We start from the raw sequence: 16848 nt of genomic DNA on the forward strand, positions 1-16848 counted from the left end.
TCCTGGCTGGCGGATCGCTATAATCGGCGGCTTTTGTTCATGAGTGCGGGGTGAGGGATGCGCGATCGACTGTTGGCTGCGGAGAAAGTGAAGGCCATCGATTGGCGCGATGGCGCACTGCACCTGCTCGACCAGCGTGTTTTGCCGTCCCGGGAAAGCTGGGTGACCTGCACCACGGCCGATGAGGTGGCCACGGCGATTCGTTCGATGGTCGTGCGCGGCGCCTCGGCCATCGGCATCAGCGCCGCCTACGGCCTGGTACTCGCTGCCCGCGAGCGGATCGCCGAAGGCGGCGACTGGCAGGCCGCATGGGAAGAAGACTACGCACTTCTGGCCGATACTCGCCCGACCGCTGCGAACCTGTTCTGGGCCCTCAAACGCATGCGCGACCGCCTGGACCGCCTCAAGAAACACGCCAATCCGCTGGCTGTGCTGGAAGCCGAAGCGATTGCGATCCATGAAAGCGACCGCGAAGCCAACCTCGTCATGGCCCAGTTGGGCGTCGAGCGGATTCGCAAGCACCAGGGCAATGCTCAGGCGATCCTGACCCACGGCAACGCAGGCGCCCTGGCGACGGGAGGGTTCGGTACGGCCCTCGGGGTGATTCGAGCTGCCTTTCTGGAGGGATTGGTCGAGCAGGTCTACGCCAACGAAACCCGGCCCTGGCTGCAAGGTTCGCGGCTGACCGCCTGGGAGCTGGCGGGCGACGGCATCCCCGTCACGGTCAACGCCGACTCGGCGGGCGCGCACATCCTCAAGACCAAGGGCGTGACCTGGGTGATCGTCGGCGCCGACTGCATTGCGGCCAATGGTGATGTGATCGGCAAGATCGGCACCTATCAATTGGCGGTGTGCGCCATGCACCATGGTGTGCGTTTCATGGTGGTGGCGCCGAGTTCGACCCTGGACCTGATGATGGCTGCGGGCGACGACGTGGCCCTGGAAGAGCGCGATGCGGGCGAGTTGCTGGAAGTCGCCGGCCAGCGCTTCGCCGCCGATGTGAAAGCCTTCAACCCGGTATTTGACGTGACCCCGGCCGACTTGATCGACGTGATCGTGACTGAAAAGGGCATTGTCGAACGGCCGGACGCCTCCAAAATCGCCCAGTTGATGTGCCGTAAGCGGCTGCATTGAGGGCGTTGGTGCCTGCCAGATTGCTATCGGGGGCAAGCCTCCTCCCACACTCGACCTGTGAACACAGTCAAAATGTGGGAGGGGGCTTGCCCCCGATCAGCCTTAAAAGGCCATAGATTCTTCGGATCTGCCGGGTAAAAACAGCCCCACCCCGGCTCTGAGGCCCTCTCGTCGTCCTCAAGCCTGTCATCCGTCAACTTACTACGCTCCATGCCCGTCAGGGGGATAGGTGCGTGGCGGCGATTGTGATAACATCCGGCGGTTTCCAGGGCCGCCCCGAGGGGCTGCCCTTAACGTGCAGATCCGTGTCATAACTCGTTGATTTGTCGTAAGTCGTTGCCAGGCACCATGCCGGCAGCGGCGAGCTTCGTTCGTCCCATATGGATGTGACGAGGTTTCACCCGAAAAAGGAATCAGGCTTCTCATGGGCGAACTGGCCAAAGAAATCCTCCCGGTCAATATCGAAGACGAGCTGAAACAGTCCTACCTCGACTACGCGATGAGCGTAATTGTCGGTCGGGCACTGCCTGATGCGCGCGATGGCTTGAAGCCCGTGCACCGGCGTGTGCTGTTCGCGATGAGCGAGCTGGGTAACGACTGGAACAAGCCGTACAAGAAATCTGCCCGTGTTGTCGGTGACGTGATCGGTAAGTATCACCCTCACGGCGACACTGCGGTGTACGACACCATCGTTCGGATGGCCCAGCCGTTTTCCCTGCGCTACCTGCTGGTAGACGGCCAGGGCAACTTCGGTTCGGTCGACGGCGACAACGCCGCGGCCATGCGATACACCGAAGTGCGCATGACCAAGCTGGCGCACGAGCTGCTGGCCGACCTGCACAAAGAAACCGTGGACTGGGTGCCGAACTACGACGGCACCGAAATGATCCCGGCGGTCATGCCGACCCGGATTCCCAACCTGCTGGTCAACGGCTCCAGCGGTATCGCCGTGGGCATGGCCACCAACATTCCGCCGCACAACCTCGGTGAAGTCATCGACGGTTGCCTGGCCCTCATCGACAACCCTGAGCTGACCGTCGATGAGCTGATGCAATACATCCCCGGTCCGGACTTCCCGACTGCCGCGATCATCAACGGTCGCGCCGGCATCATCGAAGCCTATCGCACCGGCCGTGGCCGCATTTACATGCGCGCCCGCTCGATGATCGAAGACATCGACAAGGTCGGTGGCCGTCAGCAGATCGTCATCACCGAGCTGCCTTACCAGTTGAACAAGGCGCGTCTGATCGAGAAGATCGCCGAGCTGGTCAAGGAGAAGAAGCTCGAAGGCATCACCGAGCTGCGCGACGAGTCCGACAAGGACGGTATGCGCGTCGTGATCGAGCTGCGTCGTGGCGAAGTGCCTGAGGTGATCCTCAACAACCTCTACGCCCAGACCCAGCTGCAAAGCGTGTTTGGTATCAACGTCGTGGCCCTGATCGACGGTCGCCCGCGCATCCTGAACCTCAAGGATCTGCTGGAAGCCTTCGTCCGTCACCGTCGCGAAGTCGTGACCCGCCGTACCGTATTCGAACTGCGCAAGGCCCGCGAGCGCGGCCACATCCTGGAAGGCCAGGCAGTTGCGCTGTCGAACATCGACCCGGTCATCGCTCTGATCAAGGCTTCGCCGACCCCGTCGGAAGCCAAGGAAGCGCTGATCAAGATGCCGTGGGAATCCAGCGCCGTCGTGGCGATGGTTGAACGTGCCGGCGCCGATTCCTGCCGTCCCGAGACCCTCGACCCGCAATACGGTCTGCGCGAGGGCAAGTATTTCCTGTCGCCGGAACAGGCCCAGGCCATCCTGGAACTGCGCCTGCACCGCCTGACCGGTCTGGAGCACGAGAAGCTGCTGGCCGAGTACCAGGAGATCCTCAACCAGATCGGCGAGCTGATCCGCATCCTCAACAGCGCCGTGCGCCTGATGGAAGTGATCCGCGAAGAACTGGAAGTGATCCGCGCCGAATACGGCGACGTGCGCCGCACCGAAATCCTCGATGCCCGTCTGGACCTGACCCTGGGTGACATGATCCCGGAAGAAGAGCGCGTCGTGACCATTTCCCACGGTGGCTACGCCAAGACCCAGCCATTGGCTGCGTACCAGGCCCAGCGTCGTGGCGGTAAAGGTAAATCGGCTACCGGCGTGAAGGATGAGGACTACATTGCTCACCTGCTGGTCGCCAACAGCCACACCACGCTGCTGCTGTTCTCCAGCAAAGGCAAGGTGTACTGGCTGAAAACCTACGAAATCCCGGAAGCCTCCCGCGCCGCCCGTGGTCGTCCGTTGGTCAACCTGCTGCCGCTGGACAGTGATGAATACATCACCACCATGCTGCCGGTCGATGAATACACCGAAGGTCACTTCATCTTCATGGCCACCGCCAAGGGCACCGTGAAGAAGACCCCGCTGGAATCCTTCAGCCGTCAACGCAGCGTGGGCCTGATCGCCCTGGAGCTGGATGAAGGCGACGTACTGATCTCCGCAGCCATCACCGATGGCGAGCGTGAAGTCATGCTGTTCTCCGATGGCGGCAAAGTGACGCGCTTCAAAGAGTCCGACGTGCGAGCCATGGGCCGTACCGCCCGCGGTGTGCGCGGCATGCGTCTGCCGGAAGGGCAGAAGCTGATTTCCATGTTGATCCCGGAAGAAGGCAGCCAGATCCTTACCGCTTCGGCGCGTGGTTATGGCAAGCGTACTGCCATCAGCGAGTTCCCGGAGTACAAGCGTGGCGGCCAGGGTGTTATCGCCATGGTCAGCAACGATCGCAACGGCCGTCTGGTCGGCGCGGTCCAGGTGCTCGATGGCGAGGAGATCATGCTGATTTCCGACCAGGGCACCCTGGTGCGTACCCGTGTTGCCGAAGTGTCGAGCCTGGGTCGTAACACCCAGGGCGTGACGCTGATCAAGCTGGCCAGCGACGAGACGCTGGTAGGCTTGGAGCGCGTTCAGGAACCGTCGGAAGTCGAAGGCGAAGAACTGGAAGGCGAGGCATTTGACGGCGAGGTGATCGCAACCGGCGATGACAACGTCGACGAACCGACCCTCGACGCTGCCGCAGACGAAGAAGAACCGCAGGAATAAGCGGACAAGCAAGGGGGGCGGATGAAGATTCGCCCCTTGTTGTTTGTCACCTTTGAAATATCAATGCTCCCCCTGTAGGAGCGGGCTTGCCCGCGAAAATCGTCAACGATAACGCGTGCATCCTGGATAAACGCTGTGATCTTGCGTTTTTCGCGGGCAAGCCCGCTCCTACAGGCAGCGTTAGCAGTTAATATTCGATTTATTGCACCACCCCCACCAGATCAGAGTGAGATTGGATGTGAGCAAGAGAGCCTATAACTTCTGTGCCGGTCCCGCGGCGCTTCCTGAAGCAGTCCTGCAGCGCGCGCAGGGTGAACTCCTCGATTGGCATGGAAAAGGCCTCTCTGTGATGGAAATGAGCCATCGCAGTGATGAGTTCGTGTCCATCGCCACCAAGGCCGAGCAGGACCTGCGCGACTTGCTGGACATTCCCTCCGACTACAAAGTGCTGTTCCTGCAGGGCGGCGCGAGCCAGCAGTTCGCCCAGGTGCCGCTGAACCTGCTGCCCGAAGACGGCACGGCCGATTACATCGACACCGGTATCTGGTCGCAGAAAGCCATCGAAGAAGCTGCGCGCTACGGCAACGTCAACGTCGCCGGTACCGCCAAGCCTTACGATTACTTCGCGATTCCAGGTCAGAACGAGTGGAAGCTGTCGAAGGACGCGGCCTACGTACACTACGTGGCCAACGAAACCATCGGCGGCCTGGAATTCGACTGGGTGCCGCAAGTGGGTGATGTGCCGCTGGTGTGCGACATGTCTTCGGATATCCTCTCGCGGCCTATCGACGTGTCCAAGTACGGCATGATCTACGCCGGCGCGCAGAAGAACATCGGCCCGAGCGGCATCGTGGTCAACATCGTCCGTGAAGACCTGCTCGGTCGCGCCCGTTCGATGTGCCCGACCATGCTCAACTACAAGGTCGCGGCCGACAACGGCTCGATGTACAACACGCCGCCGGCCTTTGCCTGGTACCTCTCGGGCCTGGTGTTCGAGTGGCTCAAGGAGCAGGGCGGTGTTGCCGCCATGGGCAAGCTCAACGAAGTGAAGAAGCGCACCCTGTACGACTTCATCGACGCCAGCGGCCTGTACAGCAACCCGATCAACCTGACCGATCGCTCATGGATGAACGTGCCGTTCCGTCTGGCCGACGACCGCCTGGACAAGCCGTTCCTGGTCGGTGCCGAGGCGCGTGGCCTGCTGAACCTCAAGGGTCACCGTTCGGTGGGCGGTATGCGCGCCTCCATCTACAACGCTGTCGATATCAATGCCATCAACGCGTTGGTGGCCTACATGGCAGAGTTCGAAAAGGAACACGGCTAATGTCTGAGCAAGAACTCAAGGCCCTGCGCGTGCGCATTGACAGCCTGGACGAGAAAGTCCTGGAGCTGATCAGTGAGCGCGCGCGCTGCGCCCAGGAAGTGGCGCGGGTGAAGATGGCGTCCCTGGCGGAAGGCGAAGTGCCGGTGTTCTATCGTCCGGAGCGTGAAGCCCAGGTGCTCAAACGTGTGATGGAGCGCAACAAGGGGCCGTTGGGCAACGAAGAGATGGCGCGGTTGTTCCGTGAAATCATGTCTTCCTGCCTGGCGCTTGAGCAGCCGCTGAAAGTGGCTTACCTCGGCCCGGAAGGCACCTTCACCCAGGCGGCGGCGATGAAGCACTTCGGTCACGCGGTGATCAGCAAGCCGATGGCGGCGATCGACGAAGTGTTCCGTGAAGTGGCGGCCGGCGCGGTGAATTTTGGCGTGGTGCCGGTGGAAAACTCCACCGAAGGCGCGGTCAACCACACCCTGGACAGCTTCCTTGAGCACGACATGGTGATCTGCGGCGAAGTCGAGCTGCGCATCCACCACCACCTGTTGGTGGGTGAAAACACCAAGACCGACAGCATCAGCCGCATCTACTCCCACGCCCAGTCCCTGGCCCAGTGCCGCAAGTGGCTGGATGCGCACTACCCGAATGTCGAGCGCGTGGCGGTGTCCAGCAACGCCGAGGCGGCCAAGCGGGTCAAGGGCGAGTGGAATTCGGCGGCGATTGCCGGGGATATGGCCGCGAGCCTGTATGGTCTGACGCGCCTGGCCGAGAAAATCGAAGACCGCCCGGACAACTCCACGCGCTTTTTGATGATCGGCAGCCAGGAAGTGCCGCCCACCGGCGACGACAAGACCTCGATCATCGTCTCCATGAGCAACAAGCCCGGCGCGCTGCATGAACTGCTGGTGCCGTTCCACGACAACGGGATCGACCTGACGCGCATCGAGACTCGTCCTTCGCGCAGCGGTAAATGGACCTACGTGTTTTTTATCGACTTCGTCGGCCATCACCGCGACCCGCTGGTCAAAAGCGTGCTCGAGAAAATCAGTCAGGAAGCCGTGGCACTCAAGGTGCTGGGCTCTTACCCGAAAGCGGTTTTGTGAGGCGTTAACATGAGTGGCAACTTCCTCGCCCTGGCGCAGCCGGGCGTGCAGCAACTGTCGCCTTACGTTCCAGGCAAGCCTGTGGACGAGCTGGCGCGTGAGTTGAACCTGGACCCGGCGAAGATCGTCAAGCTGGCCAGTAACGAGAACCCGCTGGGCCCGAGCCCCAAGGTCCTGGCAGCGATTCGTGAAGAGCTGGCCGAGCTGACCCGTTATCCGGATGGCAACGGTTTTGCCCTCAAGTCCCTGCTGGCGCAAAAGTGCCGGGTCGAGCTGAATCAGGTGACCCTGGGCAACGGTTCCAACGACATTCTTGAACTGGTCGGTCGCGCCTATCTGGCGCCGGGCCTGAACGCCGTGTTCAGCGAACACGCGTTTGCGGTCTACCCGATCGTCACCCAGGCCGTCGGTGCCGAAGCGCGGGTGATTCCTGCCAAGGACTGGGGCCACGACCTGCCGGCCATGCTGGCGGCGATCGATGCGCAGACCCGCGTCGTGTTTATCGCCAACCCGAACAACCCGACCGGCACCTGGTTCGATGCGCAGGCACTGAACGACTTCCTACAGGATGTGCCGGAACATGTGCTGGTGGTGCTGGACGAGGCCTACATCGAGTACGCCGAAGGCAGCGACCTGCCCGATGGCCTGGATTTCCTCGCGGCCTACCCGAACCTGCTGGTTTCGCGCACGTTCTCCAAGGCTTATGGCCTGGCATCGCTGCGCGTCGGCTACGGCCTGTCGACGGCGGTGGTGGCTGATGTGCTCAACCGTGTGCGCCAACCGTTCAACGTCAACAGCCTCGCCCTCGCGGCGGCCTGCGCAACGTTGCAGGATGCCGAGTACCTGGAAGAAGGGCGGCGCATCAACGAAAGCGGCATGTTGCAGTTGCAGGCCGGCTTTCGTGAGCTGGGTCTGGGCTGGATTCCGTCCAAGGGCAACTTTATCTGCGTCGATCTCGGTCAGGTGGCGGCCCCGGTATTCCAGGGCTTGCTGCGCGAAGGCGTGATCGTGCGTCCGGTGGCCAACTACGGCATGCCGAACCACCTGCGCATCACCGTCGGCCTGCCGGCTGAGAACAGTCGCTTCCTGGAGGCGCTGGCCAAGGTTCTGGCTCGTGGTTGATGTCACTGCATTGCAACCTGCTGTGCCTATGATCGGTCGCCTGGTGGTGGTCGGTCTGGGCTTGATCGGTGGTTCCTTCGCCAAAGGCCTGCGCGAGAGCGGGTTGTGTGGCGAAGTGGTCGGCGTGGACCTGGACCCGCAATCGCGCAAGTTGGCGGTTGAGTTGGGGGTCGTCGATCGCTGTGAAGCCGACCTGGCGCTCGCGTGCCAGGGCGCCGATGTGATTCAGCTCGCCGTGCCGATCCTGGCCATGGAGAAGTTGCTGGCGGTACTGGCCGGCATGGACCTTGGCCAGGCGATCCTCACCGACGTCGGCAGTGCCAAGGGCAATGTGGTGCGTGCGGCGCAGCTGGCGTTTGGCGAGATGCCCGCGCGTTTTGTGCCGGGCCACCCGATTGCCGGTTCCGAGCAGAGCGGGGTGGAGGCGTCCAATGCGCAGTTGTTCCGTCGGCATAAAGTGATTCTGACGCCACTGGCGCAAACCGATCCGGCGGCCTTGGCCGTGGTCGACCGTCTGTGGCGCGAGCTGGGCGCGGATGTGGAACATATGCAGGTCGAGCGCCACGATGAAGTGCTGGCGGCGACCAGTCATCTGCCCCATCTGCTGGCGTTCGGCCTGGTGGACTCGTTGGCCAAGCGCAACGAAAACCTCGAGATTTTCCGCTATGCCGCCGGTGGCTTTCGCGATTTCACGCGGATCGCCGGCAGCGACCCGGTGATGTGGCATGACATCTTCCTCGCCAACCGCGAGGCTGTGTTGCGCACCCTGGACACCTTCCGCAGCGACCTTGACGCCTTGCGCGACGCGGTCGATGCCGGGGATGGCCACCAGTTATTGGGCGTGTTTACCCGTGCGCGGGTGGCGCGTGAACATTTCAGCAAGATCCTGGCGCGCCGGGCCTACATGGAAACCGCTGTGAACGCCGATGACCTGACTTTCCTCGCCAACCCGGGCGGCCGCTTGAGCGGGCGTATTCGGGTGCCGGGCGACAAGTCGATCTCCCATCGGTCGATCATGCTTGGTTCGTTGGCTGAGGGCGTGACCGAAGTCGAGGGTTTCCTTGAGGGTGAAGATGCCCTGGCGACCTTGCAGGCGTTTCGCGACATGGGCGTGGTGATCGAGGGGCCGCACCATGGGCGCGTGATCATTTATGGTGTCGGGTTGCACGGCTTGAAGCCGGCGCCGGGGCCAATCTATCTCGGCAACTCCGGCACGTCCATGCGCCTGTTGTCCGGCTTGCTCGCCGCGCAGCGCTTCGACAGCGTGCTGACCGGCGATGCGTCGCTGTCCAAGCGCCCGATGAATCGCGTGGCTGAGCCGCTGCGGGAAATGGGCGCAGTGATCGAGACCGGCCCGCAAGGGCGTCCGCCGCTGACCATTCGTGGTGGCCAAAAGTTGAAAGGCCTGACCTATACGCTGCCGATGGCCAGTGCGCAGGTCAAATCCTGCCTGCTGCTGGCGGGCCTGTATGCCGAGGGCAAGACCTCCGTCACCGAGCCGGCCCCGACCCGCGACCATACCGAGCGCATGTTGCGCGGTTTTGGTTATCCGGTGGAGGTGGTAGGTGCAACGGCGACGGTCGAGTCGGGCCATGCGCTGACGGCCACCCATATTGAAGTGCCGGGGGATATTTCCTCGTCGGCGTTTTTCCTGGTGGCGGCTTCGATTGCCGAAGGTTCCGAGCTGTTGCTGGAACATGTTGGGATCAATCCGACGCGCACCGGGGTAATCGACATCCTGCGGCTGATGGGCGCGGATATCACCCTGGAAAACCCGCGTGAAGTGGGCGGCGAGCCGGTGGCCGACCTGCGGGTGCGTGCTGCCGCGCTGAAAGGGATCGAGATCCCCGAAGCGCTGGTGCCGCTGGCGATCGATGAGTTTCCCGTGCTGTTTGTTGCCGCTGCCTGCGCCCAAGGGCGAACCGTCTTACGCGGCGCGCAAGAGTTGCGCGTCAAGGAGTCCGACCGTATCCAGGTCATGGCCGACGGTCTGTTGGCGCTGGGCGTGAAGTGTGAACCCACCCCTGATGGGATTATCATTGACGGTGGCCTGATGGGCGGTGGTGAGGTCCATGCCCATGGCGATCACCGGATTGCGATGGCGTTCAGCGTGGCTTCGCTGCGAGCAACGGCGCCGATTCGTATCCGTGACTGCGCCAATGTCGCTACGTCTTTTCCGAATTTTCTTACACTGTGTGCCCAAGTCGGCATTCGTGTTGCCCAAGAGGCTCAATTGTGAATATCAAAGCACCGGTGATTACCATCGACGGGCCAAGCGGCTCGGGCAAGGGCACGATCGCCGGCATCCTGGCCAAGCGCCTGGGCTGGTGCCTGCTGGATTCCGGCGCGCTGTACCGTCTGCTGGCGTTTGCTGCCCGCAACCACGGCGTCGACCTGACCAACGAAGAATCCCTGAAGCTGCTGGCGGCGCACCTTGACGTGCAGTTCGTCGGTGCGACAGAAGGTCATCCCCAGCGCATCATCCTGGAAGGGGATGATGTGACCGATGACCTGCGTAATGAGCAAGTCGGTTCCTGGGCTTCCCAAGTTGCCGCGCTGCCCGCCGTGCGTGATGCGCTGCTGCAGCGCCAGCGGGCGTTTCAGGAGCCGCCGGGCCTGGTGGCCGATGGCCGCGACATGGGCACGGTGGTGTTTCCCGAGGCGCCGCTGAAGATTTTCCTGACCGCCAGTGCCGAGGAACGCGCGCGTCGCCGCTACTTGCAGTTGAAGGGCAAAGTCGATGGTGTTAGTCTGTCGAGTCTGCTAGATGAGATTCGTGCACGCGATGAGCGTGATACCCAGCGCGCAGTAGCCCCGCTCAAGCCGGCGGCTGATGCCATACAGCTGGATTCCACGGAGTTGTCCATCGAGCAGGTGCTGGAACGCATCTTGAGTGAAATCGCCCTTCGCGATATCACCGGGTGACCAAGAAGTCTGCAGGGGACCAGTCATAGTCCTGCGGTGCTTCTTTTAATTGAAACTAACCCACACCGTCTGGGGCGTGGAGATGGGCGTATTCTTCGCCCTTATCAACAGGAATTAAAATGAGCGAAAGCTTTGCGGAACTCTTTGAAGAAAGCCTAAAAACCCTGAACCTTCAGGCAGGCTCCATCATCACCGGTGTTATCGTTGATATCGATTACCAAGCTCGCTGGGTAACCGTTCACGCTGGTCTGAAGTCTGAAGCACTCATCCCGCTTGAGCAGTTCTACAACGACGCTGGCGATCTGACTATCAATGTCGGTGACGAAGTTCACGTTGCTCTGGACTCGGTTGAAGACGGTTTCGGTGAAACCAAGCTGTCCCGTGAAAAAGCCAAGCGCGCTGAATGCTGGATTGTTCTCGAAGCAGCCTTCGCAGCTGAAGAAGTGGTCAAGGGCGTTATCAACGGTAAGGTTAAAGGCGGCTTCACTGTCGACGTTAACGGCATCCGTGCGTTCCTGCCAGGTTCTTTGGTCGACGTCCGTCCAGTGCGCGACACCACGCACCTGGAAGGCAAGGAACTCGAATTCAAGGTCATCAAGCTCGATCAGAAACGCAACAACGTTGTCGTTTCCCGTCGCAGCGTCCTGGAAGCAGAGAACTCCGCCGAGCGTGAAGCTCTGCTGGAATCCCTGCAGGAAGGCCAACAAGTCAAAGGTATCGTCAAAAACCTCACCGATTACGGCGCATTCGTCGATCTGGGTGGCGTCGATGGCCTGCTGCACATTACCGACATGGCTTGGAAGCGTATCAAGCATCCTTCCGAAATCGTCAACGTTGGCGACGAGATCGATGTCAAGGTTCTGAAATACGATCGCGAACGCAACCGTGTTTCCCTGGGCCTGAAGCAACTGGGTGAAGATCCATGGGTCGCTATCAAAGCCCGTTACCCAGAAAGCACCCGCGTCACCGCGCGTGTTACCAACCTGACTGACTACGGCTGCTTCGCTGAGCTGGAAGAAGGCGTTGAAGGCCTGGTACACGTTTCCGAAATGGACTGGACCAACAAAAACATCCACCCTTCGAAAGTCGTACAAGTCGGCGACGAAGTGGAAGTTATGGTTCTGGACATCGACGAAGAGCGTCGTCGTATCTCCCTGGGCATCAAGCAGTGCAAATCTAACCCATGGGAAGATTTCTCTGGCCAGTTCAACAAGGGCGATAAAATCTCCGGCACCATCAAGTCGATCACCGATTTCGGTATCTTCATTGGTCTGGACGGCGGCATCGACGGCCTGGTTCACCTGTCCGACATCTCCTGGAACGAAGTGGGCGAAGAAGCTGTTCGTCGCTTCAAGAAGGGCGACGAGCTGGACACCGTTATCCTGTCGGTTGACCCAGAGCGCGAGCGCATCTCCCTGGGTATCAAGCAACTGGAAAGCGATCCGTTCTCCGAGTACGTTCAAGAGAACGACAAAGGCGCAATCGTTAAAGGCATCGTGAAAGAAGTTGACGCTAAAGGCGCCATCATCACTCTCGCCGACGATATCGAAGCGACTCTGAAAGCCTCCGAAATCAGCCGTGACCGCGTTGAAGACGCGCGCAACGTTCTGAAAGAAGGCCAGGAAGTAGAAGCCAAGATCATCAGCGTTGACCGCAAGAGCCGCGTGATCCAACTCTCCATCAAGTCCAAGGACGAGATCGAAGAGAAAGAAGCTATCCAGAGCCTGCGCGACAAGCCAGCTACCTCTGACATCGCTTCGGGTCCGACCACTCTGGGCGACCTGCTGCGTGCACAAATGGAAAAACAGAACTAAGTTCTGTCAGACCATAGAAAAAGGGCGACTTCGGTCGCCCTTTTTTGTGCCTGAAATTTGTTGAATCAACAACTTAGAACCACGTAGAGCTGATCGGTGTCAGAACTGATTATAGTCTTTGGATAAGCTATTCACGTGTTGCTGATTCAGTAAGGATTTTCAATGAACAGGCTCATCTTAGTGTTCGCAATGGCCATGCTTGCAGGTTGCGCCGCCACCAATGCCAAGACTCACGCCCGGCATGGCGTCAGTGGCATCGAGATCGACTGCTCAGGCTTGGGCTCCAACTGGGAGAAGTGCGAGAAGCGCGCGGCTCGAGAGTGCAAGATGCAGGGGTACAAGGTCGTCACCAGGTCCAGCGATGCCAAGGACGAGGAAGGAGATTATTTGTTCGGCTGGAACCCGGCAGGCGCCGTTACCCGCACGATGCTGGTGATCTGCAATTGAGCGTGTAAGCGCTTGATAGTGAAGTCGATCTGGCGGGTAGATAAGTTATTGCATGGGCTGTTCAAATTCATCAAGTCATGCTAAAACCTTTGAAGCGCTTTTCCTAGCTGCTTGAAAAAGAAGGGAAAAATATGACGAAGTCGGAGTTGATCGAACGAATTGTCACCCATCAAGGGCTGCTCTCATCCAAGGATGTGGAGCTGGCCATCAAGACCATGCTTGAACAAATGTCCCAATGCCTGGCCACAGGCGATCGCATTGAGATCCGAGGGTTCGGTAGCTTCTCGCTGCACTACCGTGCCCCGCGCGTAGGCCGTAACCCTAAAACCGGACAGTCCGTCAGCCTGGATGGTAAGTTCGTTCCGCATTTCAAACCAGGTAAAGAGTTGCGAGACCGGGTCAACGAGGAAGAGGACGAGGTTTGAAACTCGTTCAGGGAGTAAGTCATGAGTAGCTTCAAGCGCGTGCTTGGTATTTTGGTGATACTTTTGGTTTTGCTCTGCATTCTGGCGTTCGTGCTGGAGAACCAACAGGTGGTTTCTCTACGGTTTTTTGGGTGGGTCGTGCCACAGTTTCCAGTATCTGTCTTTATCGTGGCTGCCTTACTTCTCGGTATGACGGTGGGCCCTCTGGTTGGTTGGATTGCAAGCCGTACTATAAGAGCGCGACGCCGCAAGCATTTGGCTTGACTGCGTAAAGTGACGTCGCTCTGCTCATATAGAGACGGGAAGGCGGCTGCCATCCCGGAGTCGATCAGCAAATCTCTTTAGCTCCTGCCTTGAGCTTTACCGCTAACGCAACTAACGGTAGATAGGCCAGAAGTAGCCCAATTACCCCATCCAATATGTTACCGCTGACCAGCAGTGCCATGGGGAGCAGCCAACCAATATTGATTGCCGCCACCGTCAGGGTTACCGGCAAGTGTTTGCCAAACTGGCGTGAAGCAAATTGGTAAGCGTGGCTGCGATGTGCTTCATAAACTTTTTCCCCCCTCAACAAGCGGTGCAGCAGGGTCCAAGTGGCATCGGTAATAAACACGCCGAGCAGGATTAGCCAGCTCCAAAGGAGCTGCGGCGCAGTCCAGGCTGCCTGTAATGACAGTATCCCCAGCGTGACTCCCAAAAAGCCACTGCCGGCATCGCCCATGAAGATGCGCGCTCTAGGAAAGTTCCAATACAGGAAGCCCGCAACCGCAAATGCTAATAGCAGCGGCAGCAGCGCCAAACGATCATATCCGGCAAGCCAATACAGCAGAGCACTGCTGAGACCGACACAAATTGCTTCGACGCTGGCTATGCCATCAATTCCGTCCATGAAATTGTATAGGTTTAACAGCCAGACTAAATAAACAGCCGCCAACACATGACCGACCCAGCCAAGGTCGATTGAAAACCCTAGTAGTTCCAGCGGCGGAAGTCCGCCAACCCAGAAAAGTGCCCAAGCAGCCGCAATGAAATGCCCGAGTAGGCGCCAGCGAGCACCAATATGGCCATGGTCGTCAAGAAACCCCAATACTGCGATACCGGCACCGGCGCCCAAAAGCGCCCAGGCAAAAGACCAGGCGACGGCACCCAGGTTTGCAGTCAGTACCAGGGCAAGCAAAAAGCTTATAACGATCGATACTCCGCCGCCTCTGGGGGTCGGTACGACATGCGAACTGCGCGCGTTGGGTATATCGATCAGGCTTCTGGCGAGTGCGTAATGGCGCAAGGCACCTGTCAGAATAAGTGCGACAAGGGTCGCAGCCGGTAACAGCCACCACATATTCATTTAGCGTGTAGTTCCAAAAAATGTTTGCCTGTTTTACGCAGTGCGTCATCCACGCTGCACGGTGGTGTCCATCCCAAGAGTTCGCGAGTCTTGGAGATATCTACTTGTAGAGAGCCACATAATCGTTGTGCGAGAGCCCGTCGCCCCAATATGGCGGCTCCGGCTTCGAGCATCCAGGCGGGTAAGGGCAGTAGGTGTGCGGGCTTCCCGATAGCCTTGGCCATACGGCGTAACAACGTTGTAGTCGAGAGATCCTCGCCATCACTCACTAAAAAAGTTTGGTTTGCTGCAGCAGGGTGTTCGACACAGGTCACTATCAAGTCAACGAGGTTATCCAGAGCGACCAGGCTGCGTTGGTTATGGATAGCGCCAAGCGGCAATGGCAGGCCCTTATGCAGCCAGCACATCATGCTGAGAAAGTTCGCCTGCACGCCGGGGCCATACACAAGAACGGGACGGATTATCACAACCTCCATCCCTGTTTCGTCTGCTAAGGCACGTAGACCGCGTTCGGCCTCCATCTTGGAGATACCATAAGGGTCGGTTGGCGCCGTCGGACCATCAGCCGTGTAAGCCATGCCCCCCGTGGTGCTTTCTCCGTTAACTTTGATTGAGCTGATGAAGATGAAGCGTTTGACGCCGGCATCGGCGGCTTGCCGCGCCAAATGGAGGGTTCCATCAACATTGACCCGGCGGTATTCGACTAGCGGGTCGGCTGAGTTGTCACTCATGACGTGTACACGAGCCGCCAAATGGATCACTAGATCTTTGCCAGCCAGCAATGGCTGCCACTTCTGATCTGCGGACAGCCCGCTTATCTGAACCTGGTCAATGTGCTGATCAAACTCTGCATTCAGGTTGCGCATGGCAGCGGTGATGTTGTGTCGTCGTGCCAATAATGGGGGAACTAGACCACGACCAACGAAACCGCTCGCTCCTGTCAGGAGGATTTGCATGATCAAGTAGTCTCTAGGAGTGAAAGAACGTCTTCTGACATTTCACGCATGATACTAATGCGATCGAAATGTTCTACGAAGGCATGGCGGGGGCTGGTCGCGATAGTCAAGGTTTCGAGGGCCTTTACCCCGGCGGCGACATCGCAAGGCTCAAAGACAGCCGCGTTTTCGATATGCATGGAAACAAAATTCGCCGCATAACCGGATATGCCGGCCCAGATCGGCTTGCCCAGCGCAGCGTATTCGAACAGTTTCGACGGTAAAACTTTGCGAAACGCATCATAGTCGTTCAAGTGTAGAAAGAGCACATCCGCAGACTGATAAATCTGAATCAACTCATCGCGCTTGACGGGGGTTAATAATTCAACATTAGTACATCCTTGCGCCGTAATGGCTTCTCTTAGAAGCGCCAGCCGGCCTCCGTCACCGATTACCCGAAATCGCAACACGCCTTCGAGCTGTTTTGCTAAAAACGGGACGATATGATGTAGGCCCTGGCCTTCACCAATGTTCCCGGCATAGACGACGTCCATCACCTTCGGCGAGCTAACTGTGATTTCCAACGGCTGGGCGCTCAAGAACTCGCTGTCGATGCCGTTTGTAAAAAATGAATAGCTCTGGTCTGGATAGCGTGATTTGAAGTACGGATAAAATCCTTCAGAAACCAGATTCACCTTTTTCGCTGAGGTGATGGCAAATCTTTCGAGTAGCGAAAGTATTGGCTTCATTAGCCAAACCAGTTTCTTCGGTAAAACATCTTTGATCGTATCAACAAAAATATCGCGAATGTCTAAATAAAGCGGAGCTTTTTGTTTGCGTGCGATGAGGGCGCCCAGCACTGCCGTCATAAGGCGTGAAGAGGTGGCATAGACAAGGTCATGGCGCTTGTCTTTTATTATTTTGCGCACAGTATTTGCGTAAACCAGAAAAGCCTTGGCTTGATCAATCATTCCGCTTTTGTGGGCGGGCAGGGCGACTCTTCGCACCGTCAGGCGAGGATGCTCTTCCAGTTCCGGCGCTGCGCTAGTGAAGGTGCTATAGCGGTTTGGCAGGGTTGTAATCAATTCGATATGAGCATCCACTGGCAGTCGCTTGAGCAGCGCGTCTACCAACGCGGTTGAGCGAAAGGAACCCGCCGAAAGGTCAGGTTGGTAATAGAAGCTCAAAATTAAAAGTTTCAAAT

The 16848-nt window shown here is 58.8% G+C and carries 14 protein-coding genes; 11 read left to right on the forward strand and 3 right to left on the reverse strand.

Features of this window, described 5'->3' with window-relative positions; translation table 11 throughout:
• The first annotated feature begins 57 nt into the window (after positions 1-57).
• From mtnA to U5A08_RS08780, 11 genes are all read left to right on the forward strand, one after another.
• Positions 58-1134, forward strand: a complete 1077-nt coding sequence (gene mtnA / locus U5A08_RS08730; protein WP_321851198.1) for an S-methyl-5-thioribose-1-phosphate isomerase — start codon at positions 58-60, stop codon at positions 1132-1134.
• 424 nt (positions 1135-1558) lie between these two features.
• Entirely contained in the window at positions 1559-4213 is a 2655-nt protein-coding gene (gene gyrA, locus U5A08_RS08735) for a DNA gyrase subunit A (protein ID WP_321851199.1), read from the forward strand.
• 238 nt (positions 4214-4451) lie between these two features.
• Positions 4452-5537, forward strand: coding sequence for a 3-phosphoserine/phosphohydroxythreonine transaminase (serC, locus tag U5A08_RS08740; RefSeq protein ID WP_321851200.1), 1086 nt, complete (start codon positions 4452-4454; stop codon positions 5535-5537).
• Positions 5537-6631, forward strand: a complete 1095-nt coding sequence (gene pheA, locus U5A08_RS08745; RefSeq protein ID WP_253394211.1) for a prephenate dehydratase — start codon at positions 5537-5539, stop codon at positions 6629-6631. The genes serC and pheA overlap by 1 nt, the downstream gene beginning before the upstream one ends.
• A gap of 9 nt (positions 6632-6640) precedes the next feature.
• Positions 6641-7753: a histidinol-phosphate transaminase gene (gene hisC, locus U5A08_RS08750; RefSeq protein ID WP_321851201.1), complete on the forward strand. Its 1113-nt coding sequence runs from the start codon at positions 6641-6643 to the stop codon at positions 7751-7753.
• Between the two features lie 28 nt (positions 7754-7781).
• Positions 7782-9992: a bifunctional prephenate dehydrogenase/3-phosphoshikimate 1-carboxyvinyltransferase gene (locus tag U5A08_RS08755; RefSeq protein WP_321852195.1), complete on the forward strand. Its 2211-nt coding sequence runs from the start codon at positions 7782-7784 to the stop codon at positions 9990-9992.
• Complete coding sequence (gene cmk / locus U5A08_RS08760; RefSeq protein ID WP_253394214.1) at positions 9989-10678, forward strand: (d)CMP kinase; 690 nt, start codon at positions 9989-9991, stop codon at positions 10676-10678. Before U5A08_RS08755 ends, cmk begins: the two co-directional genes overlap by 4 nt.
• 119 nt (positions 10679-10797) lie before the next feature.
• Positions 10798-12492: a 30S ribosomal protein S1 gene (rpsA, locus tag U5A08_RS08765; RefSeq protein WP_253394215.1), complete on the forward strand. Its 1695-nt coding sequence runs from the start codon at positions 10798-10800 to the stop codon at positions 12490-12492.
• Between the two features lie 162 nt (positions 12493-12654).
• On the forward strand, positions 12655-12939 hold the full coding sequence (locus tag U5A08_RS08770; RefSeq protein WP_104903667.1) for a hypothetical protein: 285 nt from the start codon (positions 12655-12657) through the stop codon (positions 12937-12939).
• 131 nt (positions 12940-13070) lie between these two features.
• Positions 13071-13364 carry an integration host factor subunit beta gene (gene ihfB / locus U5A08_RS08775; RefSeq protein ID WP_104903666.1) on the forward strand — a complete coding sequence of 98 codons (294 nt, stop codon included), beginning with the start codon at positions 13071-13073 and terminating at the stop codon, positions 13362-13364.
• A 21-nt stretch (positions 13365-13385) separates the two neighbouring features.
• Positions 13386-13628 (forward strand): LapA family protein, encoded by a 243-nt coding sequence (locus U5A08_RS08780; protein ID WP_201022037.1) that lies wholly within the window; start codon positions 13386-13388, stop codon positions 13626-13628.
• A 64-nt stretch (positions 13629-13692) separates the two neighbouring features.
• On the opposite strand, the gene U5A08_RS08785 is transcribed toward U5A08_RS08780, so the two are convergent.
• From U5A08_RS08785 to U5A08_RS08795, 3 genes are read right to left on the reverse strand one after another with little or no spacing between them, the layout of a single operon-like run.
• Positions 13693-14709, reverse strand: coding sequence for an MraY family glycosyltransferase (locus U5A08_RS08785; protein WP_321851202.1), 1017 nt, complete (start codon positions 14707-14709; stop codon positions 13693-13695).
• Positions 14706-15665, reverse strand: coding sequence for a UDP-glucose 4-epimerase family protein (locus tag U5A08_RS08790; protein ID WP_321851203.1), 960 nt, complete (start codon positions 15663-15665; stop codon positions 14706-14708). The genes U5A08_RS08785 and U5A08_RS08790 overlap by 4 nt, the downstream gene beginning before the upstream one ends.
• A gap of 2 nt (positions 15666-15667) precedes the next feature.
• Positions 15668-16846: a glycosyltransferase family 4 protein gene (locus U5A08_RS08795; protein WP_321851205.1), complete on the reverse strand. Its 1179-nt coding sequence runs from the start codon at positions 16844-16846 to the stop codon at positions 15668-15670.
• Positions 16847-16848: the final 2 nt, after the last annotated feature.

The sequence above is a fragment of the Pseudomonas paraveronii genome (genome assembly GCF_963681955.1).
Classification (GTDB): domain Bacteria; phylum Pseudomonadota; class Gammaproteobacteria; order Pseudomonadales; family Pseudomonadaceae; genus Aquipseudomonas; species Aquipseudomonas paraveronii.

Excerpts from the sequence above, each read along its gene's own strand:
- U5A08_RS08790 (WP_321851203.1), bottom strand. The coding sequence starts at position 15,665 with ATGCAAATCCTCCTGACAGGAGCGAGCGGTTTCGTTGGTCGTGGTCTA.
- gyrA (WP_321851199.1), top strand. The coding sequence starts at position 1,559 with ATGGGCGAACTGGCCAAAGAAATCCTCCCGGTCAATATCGAAGACGAG.
- hisC (WP_321851201.1), top strand. The coding sequence starts at position 6,641 with ATGAGTGGCAACTTCCTCGCCCTGGCGCAGCCGGGCGTGCAGCAACTG.
- rpsA (WP_253394215.1), top strand. The coding sequence starts at position 10,798 with ATGAGCGAAAGCTTTGCGGAACTCTTTGAAGAAAGCCTAAAAACCCTG.
- U5A08_RS08780 (WP_201022037.1), top strand. The coding sequence starts at position 13,386 with ATGAGTAGCTTCAAGCGCGTGCTTGGTATTTTGGTGATACTTTTGGTT.
- ihfB (WP_104903666.1), top strand. The coding sequence starts at position 13,071 with ATGACGAAGTCGGAGTTGATCGAACGAATTGTCACCCATCAAGGGCTG.
- pheA (WP_253394211.1), top strand. The coding sequence starts at position 5,537 with ATGTCTGAGCAAGAACTCAAGGCCCTGCGCGTGCGCATTGACAGCCTG.
- U5A08_RS08755 (WP_321852195.1), top strand. The coding sequence starts at position 7,782 with ATGATCGGTCGCCTGGTGGTGGTCGGTCTGGGCTTGATCGGTGGTTCC.
- U5A08_RS08785 (WP_321851202.1), bottom strand. The coding sequence starts at position 14,709 with ATGAATATGTGGTGGCTGTTACCGGCTGCGACCCTTGTCGCACTTATT.
- mtnA (WP_321851198.1), top strand. The coding sequence starts at position 58 with ATGCGCGATCGACTGTTGGCTGCGGAGAAAGTGAAGGCCATCGATTGG.
- U5A08_RS08770 (WP_104903667.1), top strand. The coding sequence starts at position 12,655 with ATGAACAGGCTCATCTTAGTGTTCGCAATGGCCATGCTTGCAGGTTGC.